The organism is uncultured Roseovarius sp. (assembly GCF_947259555.1).
Classification (GTDB): domain Bacteria; phylum Pseudomonadota; class Alphaproteobacteria; order Rhodobacterales; family Rhodobacteraceae; genus Roseovarius.
Genome location: NZ_CAMYMD010000009.1, coordinates 32,689 through 45,720 on the forward strand (window position 1 = coordinate 32,689; position 13,032 = coordinate 45,720).

General features: G+C 63.1%; 13 protein-coding genes, 1 tRNA gene and 1 pseudogene. 7 read left to right on the forward strand and 8 right to left on the reverse strand.

Features of this window, described 5'->3' with window-relative positions; genetic code table 11:
* Positions 1–388: 388 nt before the first annotated feature.
* From Q0X85_RS01490 to ettA, 4 genes are all read right to left on the reverse strand, one after another.
* Complete coding sequence (locus Q0X85_RS01490) at positions 389–964, reverse strand: super-infection exclusion protein B (protein WP_297768043.1); 576 nt, start codon at positions 962–964, stop codon at positions 389–391.
* Between the two features lie 102 nt (positions 965–1,066).
* Positions 1,067–1,285: a CopG family antitoxin gene (locus Q0X85_RS01495; RefSeq protein WP_297768046.1), complete on the reverse strand. Its 219-nt coding sequence runs from the start codon at positions 1,283–1,285 to the stop codon at positions 1,067–1,069.
* Entirely contained in the window at positions 1,272–1,577 is a 306-nt protein-coding gene (locus tag Q0X85_RS01500) for a BrnT family toxin (RefSeq protein ID WP_297768049.1), read from the reverse strand. Before Q0X85_RS01500 ends, Q0X85_RS01495 begins: the two co-directional genes overlap by 14 nt.
* A 13-nt stretch (positions 1,578–1,590) precedes the next feature.
* Entirely contained in the window at positions 1,591–3,246 is a 1,656-nt protein-coding gene (gene ettA, locus Q0X85_RS01505; protein WP_297768051.1) for an energy-dependent translational throttle protein EttA, read from the reverse strand.
* Between the two features lie 262 nt (positions 3,247–3,508).
* On the opposite strand from ettA, the gene Q0X85_RS01510 reads away from it, so the two are divergent.
* Together Q0X85_RS01510 and dacB are read left to right on the forward strand one after the other, a co-directional pair.
* Positions 3,509–4,123, forward strand: a complete 615-nt coding sequence (locus Q0X85_RS01510) for a nicotinate-nucleotide adenylyltransferase (RefSeq protein WP_297768054.1) — start codon at positions 3,509–3,511, stop codon at positions 4,121–4,123.
* A gap of 57 nt (positions 4,124–4,180) precedes the next feature.
* A complete protein-coding gene (gene dacB, locus Q0X85_RS01515) occupies positions 4,181–5,677 on the forward strand; it encodes a D-alanyl-D-alanine carboxypeptidase/D-alanyl-D-alanine-endopeptidase (protein ID WP_297768057.1) in 1,497 nt (498 codons plus the stop codon).
* A 60-nt stretch (positions 5,678–5,737) separates the two neighbouring features.
* Here the strand turns inward: dacB and Q0X85_RS01520 are convergent, their stop codons facing one another.
* Both Q0X85_RS01520 and Q0X85_RS01525 read right to left on the reverse strand, forming a co-directional pair.
* The gene (locus Q0X85_RS01520) at positions 5,738–6,211 is read right to left on the reverse strand and encodes a CoA-binding protein (protein ID WP_297768059.1); all 474 of its coding nucleotides are present in this window, start codon (positions 6,209–6,211) and stop codon (positions 5,738–5,740) included.
* A 201-nt stretch (positions 6,212–6,412) separates the two neighbouring features.
* Positions 6,413–6,718 carry a hypothetical protein gene (locus Q0X85_RS01525; RefSeq protein WP_297768061.1) on the reverse strand — a complete coding sequence of 102 codons (306 nt, stop codon included), beginning with the start codon at positions 6,716–6,718 and terminating at the stop codon, positions 6,413–6,415.
* A 115-nt stretch (positions 6,719–6,833) separates the two neighbouring features.
* Here Q0X85_RS01525 and Q0X85_RS01530 point away from each other — a divergent pair, with 115 nt between their 5' ends.
* Positions 6,834–7,733 carry a hypothetical protein gene (locus tag Q0X85_RS01530; protein WP_297768062.1) on the forward strand — a complete coding sequence of 300 codons (900 nt, stop codon included), beginning with the start codon at positions 6,834–6,836 and terminating at the stop codon, positions 7,731–7,733.
* Here the strand turns inward: Q0X85_RS01530 and rlmB are convergent.
* Entirely contained in the window at positions 7,715–8,491 is a 777-nt protein-coding gene (gene rlmB, locus Q0X85_RS01535) for a 23S rRNA (guanosine(2251)-2'-O)-methyltransferase RlmB (RefSeq protein WP_297768065.1), read from the reverse strand. The genes Q0X85_RS01530 and rlmB overlap by 19 nt on opposite strands.
* Before the next feature lie 135 nt (positions 8,492–8,626).
* Here rlmB and Q0X85_RS01540 point away from each other — a divergent pair.
* Positions 8,627–8,710: transfer RNA gene (locus tag Q0X85_RS01540), tRNA-Tyr, on the forward strand.
* An 81-nt stretch (positions 8,711–8,791) separates the two neighbouring features.
* Positions 8,792–9,796: a hypothetical protein gene (locus Q0X85_RS01545; protein ID WP_297768067.1), complete on the forward strand. Its 1,005-nt coding sequence runs from the start codon at positions 8,792–8,794 to the stop codon at positions 9,794–9,796.
* 92 nt (positions 9,797–9,888) lie between these two features.
* On the opposite strand, the gene Q0X85_RS01550 is transcribed toward Q0X85_RS01545, so the two are convergent.
* Positions 9,889–10,302 (reverse strand): VOC family protein, encoded by a 414-nt coding sequence (locus tag Q0X85_RS01550; RefSeq protein ID WP_297768069.1) that lies wholly within the window; start codon positions 10,300–10,302, stop codon positions 9,889–9,891.
* Between the two features lie 84 nt (positions 10,303–10,386).
* Here Q0X85_RS01550 and Q0X85_RS01555 point away from each other — a divergent pair, with 84 nt between their 5' ends.
* Together Q0X85_RS01555 and Q0X85_RS01560 are read left to right on the forward strand one after the other, a co-directional pair.
* Positions 10,387–11,667 (forward strand): O-acetylhomoserine aminocarboxypropyltransferase/cysteine synthase family protein, encoded by a 1,281-nt coding sequence (locus Q0X85_RS01555; protein WP_297768071.1) that lies wholly within the window; start codon positions 10,387–10,389, stop codon positions 11,665–11,667.
* Between the two features lie 118 nt (positions 11,668–11,785).
* Positions 11,786–13,032, forward strand: a pseudogene (locus Q0X85_RS01560) (hypothetical protein); the annotation flags it as partial.

The following is a 13,032-nucleotide window of genomic DNA, read 5'->3' on the forward strand; positions in this document are numbered from 1 at the left end:
TCGGTATAGGTCATCCTCGGGCTTGACCCAAGGATCTGGTTGGCGAGAGATCCTCGGGTCAAGCCCGAGGATGACGGGGAGGTGGGGTCGCGTTGCTTAGCAGCGCTGCAGACAGGAGAGCAAACGCCCCGCCGCGCGATGGCCGACGCGCGCGGGGGCGATCCGACGGATGCGCATGTCACTTTATCTCAGCCACATCCGCGTGACCTTCATACGGTGCACCCAGTCTCACCAAATCGCCGCCGCGTGGGGGCGCGTCGGCGATCGCGCGGCGGGCCTGCGGCCCTTGGTTCCGCGCGGGGGACGAGCTGGCAAGGCCATTGATAAATACTGTAGGTAAGCTCGTACTCTTAACTTGCCACACTATTCAGCGTTCCGAGCCTGATGTTCACCATACTCTCCAGTCCGTCGCGCGTATAAATGTATCCCTTATTTGTTCGTCCCAGTTGTACTGGTCTAAAAACTCTTTGGGAAATCGATCTTTGCCTTCTTGCCTTACGATATCAAAGATGTCGTCAAAAATTTGAAAATGCATTTCAACGGCGCTTTGGATTCCCGAAATGTGATGAATGCATCCCTTCGCCTTCAAAGACATAATAATAACGCTATTTGGCGTTGCCTTGAATGCTCTAATTCCAGCTTGAGTGCAGTAGTAAAGTACGCATAACTCTCCGAAATTGAGATCCAGAAAAACCTCTTTAATTCGGCTTCTTCGCTTTAATTTAAAAAAATGTCGGCGTACCAGCTGCGAAAGAAATTGTAGAAAATGCAACACCAAATTAGCAAAAGACAAAATGCCAATTACTGTCAGGGCACCGGCATTTTCGATAATAATGGAAGGCAGCTGCAGATCGAGTTTTTGGTAGGGAACAAGTAGCAAGATTAATGAAGAGACGCACAAGAATACAGATAATCGTACGTCTCTGATTAGATCAGCTAAATCTCTCACCCAGCCAAACGTCATTTGAAAAATGGCCCCCTCACCTCACAAACTTCTTATACTTCGCCCGCTTCCGCTTCAGCGCGCCTCGGGTCGAGGCGACGCGCACGGCCTTTTCGCCGTCCCTCACACCGCCTTCTCGATGGCTTCGCGCACCAATCGCTGATAGGGGATACCGCGCTCTTTTGCCCGTGCCTTGAGCGCGGACACGAGGGCTTCGGGCACGCGCATGGTGATGCGGGCGGTTTTGGGCAGGCGTTCCCAATCGAGCGGCTGGAACTGTGAAAAGTCCAAGTCGGACAGGTCTTGGTCGAGGAAGGCTTCGGCCTCCTCATCCGTCGTCATTTCCGGCACCAAGCGTTTTTTCATATTTGACCACCTCTCTTGCGTGCATGTATCGCGCGCTGATCGGGCGCAGCCGCCCGTCGCGCCAACAGAAAGCGACGAAGACAGGGCGGCCCTCGTTAGTGCGGCTTATGGCGATGAAGCGTTGTTCCTCGCCGGAATGCCGCGCGTCGGGGGCCACCCGCGCGCCATGTGTCAGGGCAAATTCGATCTGCGCAATGCTCAGGCCGTGTTTCTGACACTTGGCGCGGTTGCCATCATCCCAGTCAAATGTATGTACATTCGTGCGCACAATCAAGAGGTGGCTATCGAACAAACTTCTTGTGCTTCACCCGCTTGGGCTCCAAGGCGTCCGGCCCCAACCGGCGTTTCTTGTCTTCCTCGTAGGCCGTGAAATCGCCCTCGAACCATTCCACATGCGCCTCGCCCTCGAAGGCGAGGATGTGGGTGCAGATGCGGTCCAGAAAGAAGCGGTCGTGGGAGATCACCACGGCGCAGCCGGCGAAATCCATCAGCGCGTCTTCGAGCGCGCGCAGCGTTTCGACGTCGAGGTCGTTGGTCGGCTCGTCGAGCAGGAGCACGTTTCCGCCCTCTTTCAAGAGCCGCGCCATGTGGACGCGGTTGCGCTCGCCGCCCGAGAGCAGCGAGACCTTTTTCTGCTGGTCGCCGCCCTTGAAATTGAACGCCCCGCAATAGGCGCGGGAGTTGATCTGGGCGTCGCCCAGCACGATCACCTCGGCGCCGCCGGAGATTGCCTCCCAGACGTTGTCTTCGGGTTTGAGGTCGTCGCGCGACTGGTCGACATAGCTCAGCTCGACCGTATCGCCATACTCGATCGTTCCGGCGTCGGGCGCTTCCTGCCCGGTCAGCATCTTGAAGAGCGTCGATTTACCGGCGCCGTTGGGGCCGATCACGCCGACGATGCCACCGGGCGGCAGGGAAAAGCTCAGGTCCTCGATCAGGAGCTTGTCGCCCATATGCTTCTTGAGCCCGTCCACCTCGATCACCTTGGCCCCGAGGCGCGGACCATTGGGAATGACGATCTGCGCACGCCCGACCCGCTCGCGCTCTGACTGGCCGGCCAGCTCGTTATAGGCGTTGATCCGGGCCTTTTGCTTGGCCTGGCGCGCCTTGGCGCCCTGCCGCATCCATTCCAACTCGCGTTCCAGCGTCTTTTGCTTGGATTTGTCTTCCTTGGCCTCGCGCTCCAGCCGCTTGGCCTTTTGCTCGACCCACGCAGAGTAGTTGCCCTCGTAGGGGATGCCCCGGCCACGGTCGAGCTCCAGAATCCAGCTGGTGATATTGTCGAGGAAATAGCGGTCGTGGGTGACGATCAGGATCGTGCCCTTGTAGTCGATGAGGTGCTGTTGCAGCCAGGCGATGGTCTCGGCGTCGAGGTGGTTGGTCGGCTCGTCGAGCAGGAGCATGTCGGGCGCTTCGAGAAGCAGCTTGCACAGGGCGACCCGCCGCCGCTCTCCGCCTGACAGGGTGGCGACATCCGCCGCATCCGGCGGGCAGCGCAGCGCCTCCATCGAGATATCGACCTGCGCATCCAGATCCCAAAGGTTCTGGCTGTCGATCTCGTCCTGCAACTGCGCCATTTCGTCGGCGGTCTCGTCGGAGTAGTTCATCGCCAATTCGTTGAAGCGGTCGAGCTTGGCCTTTTTGGCGGCCACACCGAGCATGACGTTCTCGCGCACGTTCAGCGTCTCATCCAGATGCGGCTCCTGCGGGAGATAGCCGACGCGGGCGCCTTCTGCGGCCCAGGCCTCGCCGGTGAAATCGGTGTCGAGCCCGGCCATGATCTTCATCAGGGTGGACTTACCCGCGCCGTTCACGCCCACGACGCCGATCTTGACGCCGGGCAGAAAGCTCAGGTGGATATTCTCAAAGCATTTCTTGCCGCCCGGGTAGGCCTTGGAGACGCCCTGCATGTGGTAGACATATTGATAGGCTGCCATGAACGTGGCCCTCCGCTGCGATTGGGTGATCTATAATCCAGGCCGGGTGATACCTGTCGTATCGCGCGGGGGCAATGGCTAGCGCGTATACAGACACTGGGTGGCGCATCTTTCAAGACCGGCCGATCGCAACCCTCCCGCCGCCATCTGCCAGTCATTCTGACCGGACACCTCTTGAGGGTGGGCGACGCTACGGGCATGGCCCCATCGCCACGGCATGTTTTCGCTTTACACCCGGCGCCTCGCTGGCAATGAAAGAGCGATGACAGACACATTGCCCCTTGTCCGCCCCGGTCAGGTGATCGGCCTGCTGGGCGGATCGTTCGATCCGCCGCATGCGGGTCATCTGCATATCAGCCGAGAGGCGCTGAAACGCTTTGGGCTGGACTGGCTGTGGTGGCTGGTCAGCCCCGGCAACCCGTTGAAATCCAATGGTCCTGCGCCGTTGGAAGCGCGCATGTCGGCGGCCTGTGCGTTGGTCGATCATCCGCGCATTCATGTCACCGATATCGAGGCGCGGATCAATACACGCCACACTGCGGCCACGTTGCAAATCCTGCGCGCGCGCTGTCCCGGTGTGCGCTTTGTCTGGTTGATGGGGGCGGACAATCTGGCGCAGTTCCATCTCTGGCAGGACTGGCGGGCGATTCTGGATACGGTGCCGGTGGGTGTGCTGGCACGGCCCGGTCAGCGCATTTCGGCGCGCCTTTCGCCGGCGGCGCGGATCTATGGGCCGGCCCGCATCCCGGCGCGCGAGAGCCACAGGCTCGGCCACGCGACAGCCCCGGCGTGGTGTTTTGTCAATGTACCGATGACCGACATCTCTTCGACCGGGTTGCGCGCGCGTGGCAGGTGGCACGGTACCACGCAAAACTAGCCGACAGGGCCCGAAAACGCGATTGCATGCGCCCCTTGCCTGCGATTTACTCAGGGCATGACACATCGGTTCTCACGACGTTTCTTTCTGGGCACGACGCTTGCCGCGCTCGGCCATGGTGCGTGGGCCGGCGCCCCCGCCATTTCAGTGCGCCCGGTGGCCCGCCCCCAAGGCGGCGCCGCTGCCGCCCGGCTGGCGCCGAGTGCCGAGGCCCTGATCTCGAAGGCGAATCTGTCGGGGCGCGTGGGATATGCCGTCGCCGATGCGCGCACGGGGCGGGTGCTGGAGGAAGGCGAAGGCAATGTCGGGCTGCCCCCCGCCAGCGTCACCAAGGCGGTGACGGCGCTCTATGCGCTTGACGCGCTTGGACCGGATCACCGTTTTCAGACCCGGCTCATCGCCACCGGCCCGGTCGAAGGCGGCGTGCTCAAGGGGGATCTTATCCTTGCGGGCGGTGGCGACCCGAGCCTTGACACCAATGCGCTCGCCGGTCTTGCCAGCGGTCTGGCCAAGACCGGACTGCGCGAGATCCGTGGCGCGTTTCATGTCTGGGGCGGCGCGGTCCCGTTTGCGCGCGCCATCGACGAACGGCAACCCGAGCATGCAGGCTATAACCCGGCGCTTTCGGGGCTCAACCTCAACTATAACCGCGTGCATTTCGAGTGGAAGCGATCCGGCGGAACGTACCGCATCAGCATGGACGCCCGATCCAACCGCTACCGCCCCGATGTGACCGTGGCGCGCATGCGGATCGCCGACCGGTCCATGCCGGTCTATTCCTACCGCGACGCGGGCAGCCATGACGACTGGACGGTTGCGAGCGGCGCCTTGGGCAATGGCGGGGCGCGCTGGCTACCTGTGCGCAAGCCGGAGCTCTATGCCGGCGAGGTGTTTGCCACCTTTGCCCGGTCGCATGGCATCAAGACCGGCCCGATCAGGACCATCAACGACTTGCCCGACGGGACGGTGCTCGTGACCCATGCGAGCGCACCGCTGTCGACCATCCTGCGGGACATGCTGAAATATTCGACCAACCTGACCGCCGAGATGGTCGGGCTTGCCGCCAGCGCGCGCCGACAGGGCGCGCCGATGACGCTGAAACAATCCGCGCGCGAAATGTCACGATGGTCGGCCAGCACTCTGGGCATGTCAGGCACGGAGCTGATGGATCATTCCGGACTGAACGACCGGTCTCGCATGGCGGCGCGCGCCATGGCGCAGGCGCTTGCGCGGGCGCATCGTGCGGGGCTGTTGCGGCCGTTGCTGCGGGATGTCGATTTGCGTGACGCGCAAGGCCGGGTCGACCGCAATCACCCGCTGAAGGTGGCCGCCAAGACAGGCACGCTCTATTTCGTGAGCGCACTTGCGGGCTATGCCACCACCCCCGGCGGGGCCGAGCTGGCCTTTGCGATCTTTACCGCGAGCGACAGCCTGCGTGCCCGGGTTGACCCGTCAAGGGATGAACGCCCAGCCGGTGCAAGGGGCTGGAATCGCCGCTCCAAACAGTTGCAGCAGGCACTCATCGAACGGTGGGGTGCGGTTTACGACGGCTGAGCCACGCCCGCCCGGTCAGACGGTCGGGCACAATGGACAATTCCGGATGTCCGGGGCGATTCAGAGCCTTGAGGAAATCACGCCGGTGTTGAAGCCGCCCATGCGCAGCTCTCCGTAAAGGCGCTGATATTCGATCTTGGGGCAGTGGTTCATCACGACATCCAATCCGCGCGCCCGCGCCGTGGCCGCGGCCTCGGGATGCTCCACGCCGATCTGCATCCAGATCGTCTTGAGGCCCGACAGACTCTCAAGCGCTTCGTCCACAATCGGCGGCACATGCTCGGAGCGGCGAAAGATATCGACCATGTCGACCGGGCCGTCGATTTCGGACAATGAGGCCACCACCGTCTGACCAAAGAGCGTCTTGCCCGCGTGACCCGGGTTGACCGGGACGACATCGTATTTCTTGAGGGTCAGGTATCGCGCCACGTAATAGCTGGGGCGGACCGGGTTCATGGACACGCCGACCACCGCCACGCGCCGCGTGCGGGTCAGAATACTGCGAAGGTGAGAATCACTGTAATGCTCGCTCATGCGGCGCAATCAATCACGAACGGAGAAAAGAAAAAAGCGCCCAAGACAATGCTTGGGCGCCAGTCGCGGAACGAGGGACAGTGATAGGAAGCAACGGTGTTCCGTTCCGCTGCCTCTGGGACAGATGTAGGTCCGATTCTCATAATAAAAAGAGATTGTAATATAGCTGTGACTGTAATTTGAGCGCGCCCGGCCGCCCGTTCAATCGAATATGTCCTCGACCACATCCCATATTTCCTCGGCCAGGCGGCGACCGAGCCCCTTGCGCCGCTTTTTGGGCCTGCTCTGGCGTTTGGCCGCGGGATCGGGGCCATACTCCTGACGGGGCAGCGTCATCGGGCGGGCCTTTGGGCGGCTCGGCTGCGCCGCTCCGTTACGCTTGGGCAGCGCCTTCATCTCGTGCAGGGGCGCGCCGCACTTGGCGCAGGCCAGTTCATGCCGCCCCCGATCCAGCACGAGGGTCGTGCGGGCACCACAATAACAGCAGGTTGCAATCTTTTGTCCCATGCGCCTCATATCGGGCAGATTTGCCCGTTTTCCAACCCTGCGCGCGTCAAAACCTTCGCCACCCCGCCCCATTGCATGCTAGGGTTGAAGGATTGCATTGCACAGGATTTTTCCGATGACCGACGCTGATACACCCGATTCCACGCCGCGCCCCCGCGACCTGCCATTCGATATTGACCTGCGTCGTCTCAACAAGGGCGTTGGCTATGTGGCCCTCGGCCTTCCGGTCGCGCTCGGTCTGGTTTCGCTGTTGACCAACACTTGCTTCAATGCCTCGATCAGCCACTATTATTTCAGTCGCATCGGCGGCGATATCCTCGTCGGGGCGCTGAGTTTTATCGGGCTGCTGCTCATATTCTTCTATAGCTTCCGCGCGCCCGGGCGCGAGGGATGTCTGGGCTGGCACTGGTATGATGTCGCGCTGTTGAAGCTGGCGGGCATGGCCGCGGTGATCGTGGCCTTTGTGCCCACGACCGGCTCGGGGTGCACCTATGACGGCGAGGTGGCGCGCGTGTTGTTGACCGGCGCCGCTGGCTCCGAGGGGTTTCACCCGCCGGGCGGCACGGTGGACGGCACGATCAGCTATGATTTCTGGGCCAGCTTTGCGGCCATCGGCGCAGAGGTGCCCATGCTGCTCAAGATGGCGCATTTCGGGGCGGCCGGGGTCATGTTCCTGATTCTGGGGTATTTCTCGATGTCGGTCTTTACCCGCGACAATTCTACCACGTCATTTGCCGCCGGCAACCGCAAGGACCGGCGCAATGCGTGGTATCGCGCGCTCGGTCGGGTGATTCTTGCCGTGGTGGGCGTGCTGGCGATCAAGGCCGCCGCACTCGAGCTGGTCCTGCCGCAGTCAATGGCCGAAAGCATCGCGGCCTTCTGGGACAGTCTGCGGCTGACCTTTGTCTTTGAGGCGCTCGGGCTGATGGCGTTTGGCCTGAGCTGGATGATCAAGGGGCGGTTTATCCCGGCGTTCGAGGATGCCGCCGCCAAGCCTCAGCCGCGCGCGGCATAGAGGGCGACAGCTGCGGCATTGGACACGTTGAGCGAGCCGAAATCACTGGCGAACCCGATCCGGACCAGCCCGTCACAGACCTCGCGCGTGCGCGCCCGCAAGCCCGGCCCCTCGGCGCCGAGCACAAGCGCGACGGGCCGGTCGCGTTTTTCCGCAAGGGCCGTCTCGATGCTCTCCTGTGCCTCTCCTGCGAGCCCAAGGACCAAATAGCCCATCGCCTGCAACTCTCCGATCGCATCGGCCAGATTGCGCACCCGCAGGTAGGGCTGCCGCTCCAATGCGCCGCTCGCGGTCTTGGCCAGGGCGCCGGTCTCGGGCGCGGCGTGGTGGCGCGGGGCGATGACCGCGCGTGCGCCGAACACCTCTGCAGACCGCAGGATCGCCCCCACATTGTGCGGATCGGTCACACGGTCCAGCAGCACGACGCGCGGCGCCGAGTGACCATCGCCCAGACAGACATCGCGCAGCGGCCCCCAATCCAGCGGCTTGACCTCGAGCGCGGCCCCCTGATGCACCGAGCCGGGATCGAGCGGCGCACTGAATTTGCGTGGGTCGGCCTCTTCGGGGGTGACCCCGCTGGCGGCAATCGCCTCGGCCAGCTTGTCCGCAGCGTTCTTGGTCACGATCAGGCGCAGCTTTTCGCGTCTGGGATTTTCCAGCGCATCGCGGACCGCATGCAGGCCAAAGAGCCACAGCGTCTCTGCCGCCGCCGCCCGCTTGGCCTGTTCCTTGTCGATCACCCAACGGGGTTTTTTCATGCGCCTCGGACCCTTCTTTTTCAGGCCGGGACAATGCGCCGGGCGGGCATCCTGTGCAAGCGATTTTCCGGTTGACGCACGCGCATGCCAATTGTAATCAGCCCCCCACGTCCGGCACTGAGCGGCGGGACACGTGGGCGACAGGCCGCAAGGTGTGGCAGGGGACTGTAACTCCCTCGCGGAGACGCACGCTAGGTTCGATTCCTAGGTCGCCCACCACTTTCCCTCCGACAGATTGTTTCCTCTTCTTTGCCCGGCCCGATGGCCGTATACTGCGCGACGAATGGGCAGGGGCAAACCATGGCAGAGACCACGGCGCGGCAGGAAAATTTCAACGTCATGATCGTCGGTCAGGGTGGCCGGCTGCAATACGAGGCGCTGATCTTTGCGGCCTCGCTGCAGGCGATGTCCCCGGGGTTTGCCGGGCGGCTCTTTGTGGCCGAGCCGCAACCCGGCGCGCTCTGGCCCAATGATCCGCGGATCAGGGGCGAGGACACGCGCGCGCTGCTGGCCGAGCTGGGCGCCGAGGTCCTGCCCTTCGAGAGCCGTCATTTCGGCGCGCGGTATCCCTATGGCAACAAGATCGAGGCGCTGCTGGCGCTGCCCGAGGACGAGCCGTTTGTGTTTTTTGACACAGACACGCTGATCACTGGCGATCTGGCCTCGGTGCCGTTCGATTTCGCGCGCCCGATGGCCTCTTTGCGCTGCACCGGGACATGGCCCACACCAGAGCTTTACGGTCCGGGATATGCAGATATCTGGCGCTCGCTTTATGACAAGTTTGGCCTCGATTTCGAAAGCTCCATCGACCCGAGCCAGCCTGACGAATACTGGAAACGCTATCTCTACTTCAACGCGGGCTTTTTCTTTTATCGCTGCCCGCGCGAGTTCGGGCAGCGGTTTCTGGACTACGCGCTCGCGATCCGGGATGACGCACCGCCGGAACTTGTGTGCCAGACGCTGGACCCCTGGCTGGATCAGGTCGCGCTGCCGCTGGTCATACATGCCTTGGGCGGGGGGCGAGATACCCTGCCGCCGGGGCTGATCGACGGCGCGATCACCTGTCACTACCGGCTGTTACCGATGCTCTATGCCCGAGAGGCGGATCACGTGATCGAGACGCTCGAAGAGGTCACCGCGCCCAACCGGATCAAGAAAGTGCTGAAGTCGCATGACGCGGCCAAGCGGACGATCTATCAGGGGCGCGGCCAAAAGGTGCGCGCGCTCTTTGATCAGGATGATCTGCCGCGCCGCGAACAGGCCATCCGCAACACGATCAAGCGTAACGGATTCTGGATGCGGTAGGGGGTGTGAGGGTGTTTTGGCCTGGAGTTGCCGTTGCCGCTACACCCGTGCGCGGAATCAAGGCCGAAGGCCGCCGCGCATCGCCGGGCCCTTCACGCCGCGAAAACCGCGCCCATGTCGGCAAACCCCTTCAATTCCACCGGGTTGCCCGAGGGGTCGCGAAAGAACATCGTCCATTGCTCGCCCGGCTCGCCCTCAAAACGCACGGAGGGCGGGATCACGAAGTCGACCTCTGCCGCCGTCAGCCGATCCGCCACCGCGCGCCAATCCGCCAGTGGCAGGACCACGCCGAAATGCGGCATCGGCACCATGTGATCGCCGACCTTGCCCGTGGGTTTCGTCTCCAGCGGGGGGCCGATATGCAGCGATAGCTGATGCCCGAAGAAGTCGAAATCGACCCATGTCTCGGTCGAACGTCCCTCGATTCCGCCCAGAAGCCCGCCGTAGAACGCACGTGCGGCGTCCAGATCGGTCACGTTGATTGCCAAATGAAAGGGATGCGCCATATCCTGTCTCCTCATGCCCGTTGCATGGCACCTAGCGATGCCGTAACCCGGTTTGCAAGGATTTCCCAAGGGAGGAGCAATAAAATGAGTTATGGTTTTGACACCCTGCAGATTCATGCGGGCGCACGGCCTGACCCGGCAACCGGCGCGCGTCAGGTGCCGATCTATCAGACAACGGCCTATGTGTTTCGCGATGCCGATCACGCCGCCGCACTCTTTAACCTGCAAGAGGTGGGATATATCTATTCGCGGCTGACCAACCCGACGGTCGCGGCCCTGCAGGAACGCGTTGCCACCCTCGAAGGCGGTGCCGGTGCGGTCTGCTGCTCGTCCGGGCATGCGGCGCAGATCATGGCGCTTTTCCCGCTGATGGGACCGGGGCGTAACGTGGTTGTCTCGACCCGGCTCTACGGTGGCTCGATCACGCAGTTCAGCCAAACAATCAAGCGGTTTGGCTGGTCGGCCAAGTTTGTCGATATCGACGACGCCGACGCGATCAATGCCGCGATTGACGACGACACACGGGCGATCTTTTGTGAATCCATCGCCAATCCGGGCGGGCATATCGCCGATCTGGATGCCGTGGCGGCGATTGCGGACAAGGCGGGGCTGCCGCTGATCGTCGACAACACCTCGGCCACGCCGTATCTGTGCCGCCCTATCGAGCATGGCGCGACGCTGGTGGTGCACTCGATGACCAAGTTTCTGACCGGCAACGGCACGGTGACAGGCGGCGTGGTCGTCGATTCGGGCAATTTCAACTGGTCGGCCTCGGACAAGTTTCCGTCCCTGTCAGAGCCGGAACCCGCCTATCACGGGCTCAAGTTTCACGAGACCTTCGGCCCGCTGGCGTTCACCTTTCATGGCATCGCCATCGGACTGCGCGACCTGGGCATGACGCTCAATCCGCAGGCTGCGCATTATACGCTGATGGGGATCGAAACCCTCAGCTTGCGGATGCAGCGCCATGTCGAGAACGCTGAGAAAGTGGCGGGCTGGCTTGAGGGGCATCCGGCCGTCGAGGGGGTGACCTATGCGGGGCTCAAATCGTCGCCGTGGCATGACCGGGTGGCGCAGATGTGCCCCAACGGCGCGGGCGGCCTCTTTACCGTCACGCTCAAGGGCGGCTATGACGCCTGCATGACGCTGGTCGACAGCCTTGAGCTGTTCAGCCACGTGGCCAATCTGGGCGATACGCGGTCGCTGATCATCCACTCGGCCTCGACCACCCACCGGCAGCTGACGCCGGAGCAGCAAACCGCCGCCGGTGCCGCGCCCAACGTGGTGCGTATTTCCATCGGGATCGAGAATGCGGACGATCTGATCGCCGATCTCGATCAGGCACTGGCCAAGGCCGGAGGCTGAGCAATGTCCTTTCGCCGAGGTCAGCCAGACGGTTGGCCTCGGCGGCAAGCTGCTATAGACTTGCGGTCATGCCACCAAAGACTCCCGCTTGCGCCGGACGAGTGTTAGAGCGTTAGACATGAAACCGAATTTCGCCCTCTCCCTGTCCTTTGAAGGCATCGGCCTTTTGCATCGCGCGGGCAGCGCGGGCTGGCATCTGGTGGGTGAAGTCGCGCTCGACGCCGACGATCTTGCAGGTGACCTCTCGCGGCTGCGCGCCAAGGCGACAGCACTCGATCCGTCCGGTCTCGCGACCAAACTCGTAATCCCCGATGAGCAGATCAAATATCTCGATCTGCCAGCCGCCAGCGTGCAGGACGGTGATTACGACCGCGCCGCCGCCGAGGCGCTGGAGGGTGCGACCCCCTATCATATCGACGATCTGGTCTATGACTGGAGCGTGGACAAGGGCCGGTTCTATATCGCCGCGCTCGCGAGCGAGACGCTGGATGAGGCCGAAGCCTTTGCCGTTGAGCATCAGTTCAACCCGGTCAGCTTTGTCGCGCGGCCCGAAACCGACGGGTTCGCGGGCGAGCCGTTTTTCGGTGCCGCCGCGCAAGCGACAGGTGTGGATCGGGACGACGCCCCGGTACAGATCATCGGTCGGGCCCATATGCCGGAGGTGCCGCCAACGGACGATACGGCACCCGTCGTGGCACCGCCCGAAGATCAGGACAGCCCGAAGCCCGAGCCCAAGGGGCCGCCCTCAGAGCCACCGGCTGACCCGGCCCCGGCGCCCGGCGCCGATACGTCCGCGCTCACGTTTGCCAGCATGCGCGCGGATCGCGCAGTGCCGGCTGACGGCGCGCCACGGCTGTCGGGTGCGGCGCGCTTTACCCCGGCGCCCGATGCGACCCCCGAGGCCGAGCAGACAAGCCCCGACAACGGCACCGAGATCACCGGTGCGACCGACGCCGCCCTGACCGAGCTGGCCGCCGCCAGCCTCGCCCCGGACCCGGCGCAAGAGGAGGAGGCGCGCGCGCGCTCCGGCCTTTTCTCGCGTCGTGACAGCCCCGCCGCGGACCCGACATCTGAGAGCCCGGCCACGGCCATAGCTGCCCCGGTCTCCGAGGCGCAGCGCATGACCATTTTCGGGGCCCGCGATCAACAGGCAACGCGGGGCAAGCCGCGCTTTTTGGGCCTGATCCTGACGGCAGTCCTGCTCTTGTTCCTTGTCGGCGTGGCCGCGTTTGCAACGATCTTTGTCGAAGATGGCATTTCCGGACTGTTTCGCAGGTCAGAGCCCCAGATCGCGGTCACCCCGTCGGTGGAGCCAAGCCCGGCCCCAACCGACCCCGCGCCCGACCCTGCGCCCGCGCCGGATGC

Coding starts and splice junctions, on each gene's coding strand:
- dacB (WP_297768057.1), top strand. CDS start 4,181: ATGACACATCGGTTCTCACGACGTTTCTTTCTGGGCACGACGCTTGCC.
- Q0X85_RS01495 (WP_297768046.1), bottom strand. CDS start 1,285: ATGACGACGGATGAGGAGGCCGAAGCCTTCCTCGACCAAGACCTGTCC.
- Q0X85_RS01550 (WP_297768069.1), bottom strand. CDS start 10,302: ATGGCGCATCCCTTTCATTTGGCAATCAACGTGACCGATCTGGACGCC.
- rlmB (WP_297768065.1), bottom strand. CDS start 8,491: ATGAAAAAACCCCGTTGGGTGATCGACAAGGAACAGGCCAAGCGGGCG.
- Q0X85_RS01520 (WP_297768059.1), bottom strand. CDS start 6,211: ATGAGCGAGCATTACAGTGATTCTCACCTTCGCAGTATTCTGACCCGC.
- Q0X85_RS01510 (WP_297768054.1), top strand. CDS start 3,509: ATGACAGACACATTGCCCCTTGTCCGCCCCGGTCAGGTGATCGGCCTG.
- Q0X85_RS01545 (WP_297768067.1), top strand. CDS start 8,792: ATGGCAGAGACCACGGCGCGGCAGGAAAATTTCAACGTCATGATCGTC.
- Q0X85_RS01555 (WP_297768071.1), top strand. CDS start 10,387: ATGAGTTATGGTTTTGACACCCTGCAGATTCATGCGGGCGCACGGCCT.
- Q0X85_RS01525 (WP_297768061.1), bottom strand. CDS start 6,718: ATGGGACAAAAGATTGCAACCTGCTGTTATTGTGGTGCCCGCACGACC.
- ettA (WP_297768051.1), bottom strand. CDS start 3,246: ATGGCAGCCTATCAATATGTCTACCACATGCAGGGCGTCTCCAAGGCC.
- Q0X85_RS01530 (WP_297768062.1), top strand. CDS start 6,834: ATGACCGACGCTGATACACCCGATTCCACGCCGCGCCCCCGCGACCTG.
- Q0X85_RS01490 (WP_297768043.1), bottom strand. CDS start 964: ATGACGTTTGGCTGGGTGAGAGATTTAGCTGATCTAATCAGAGACGTA.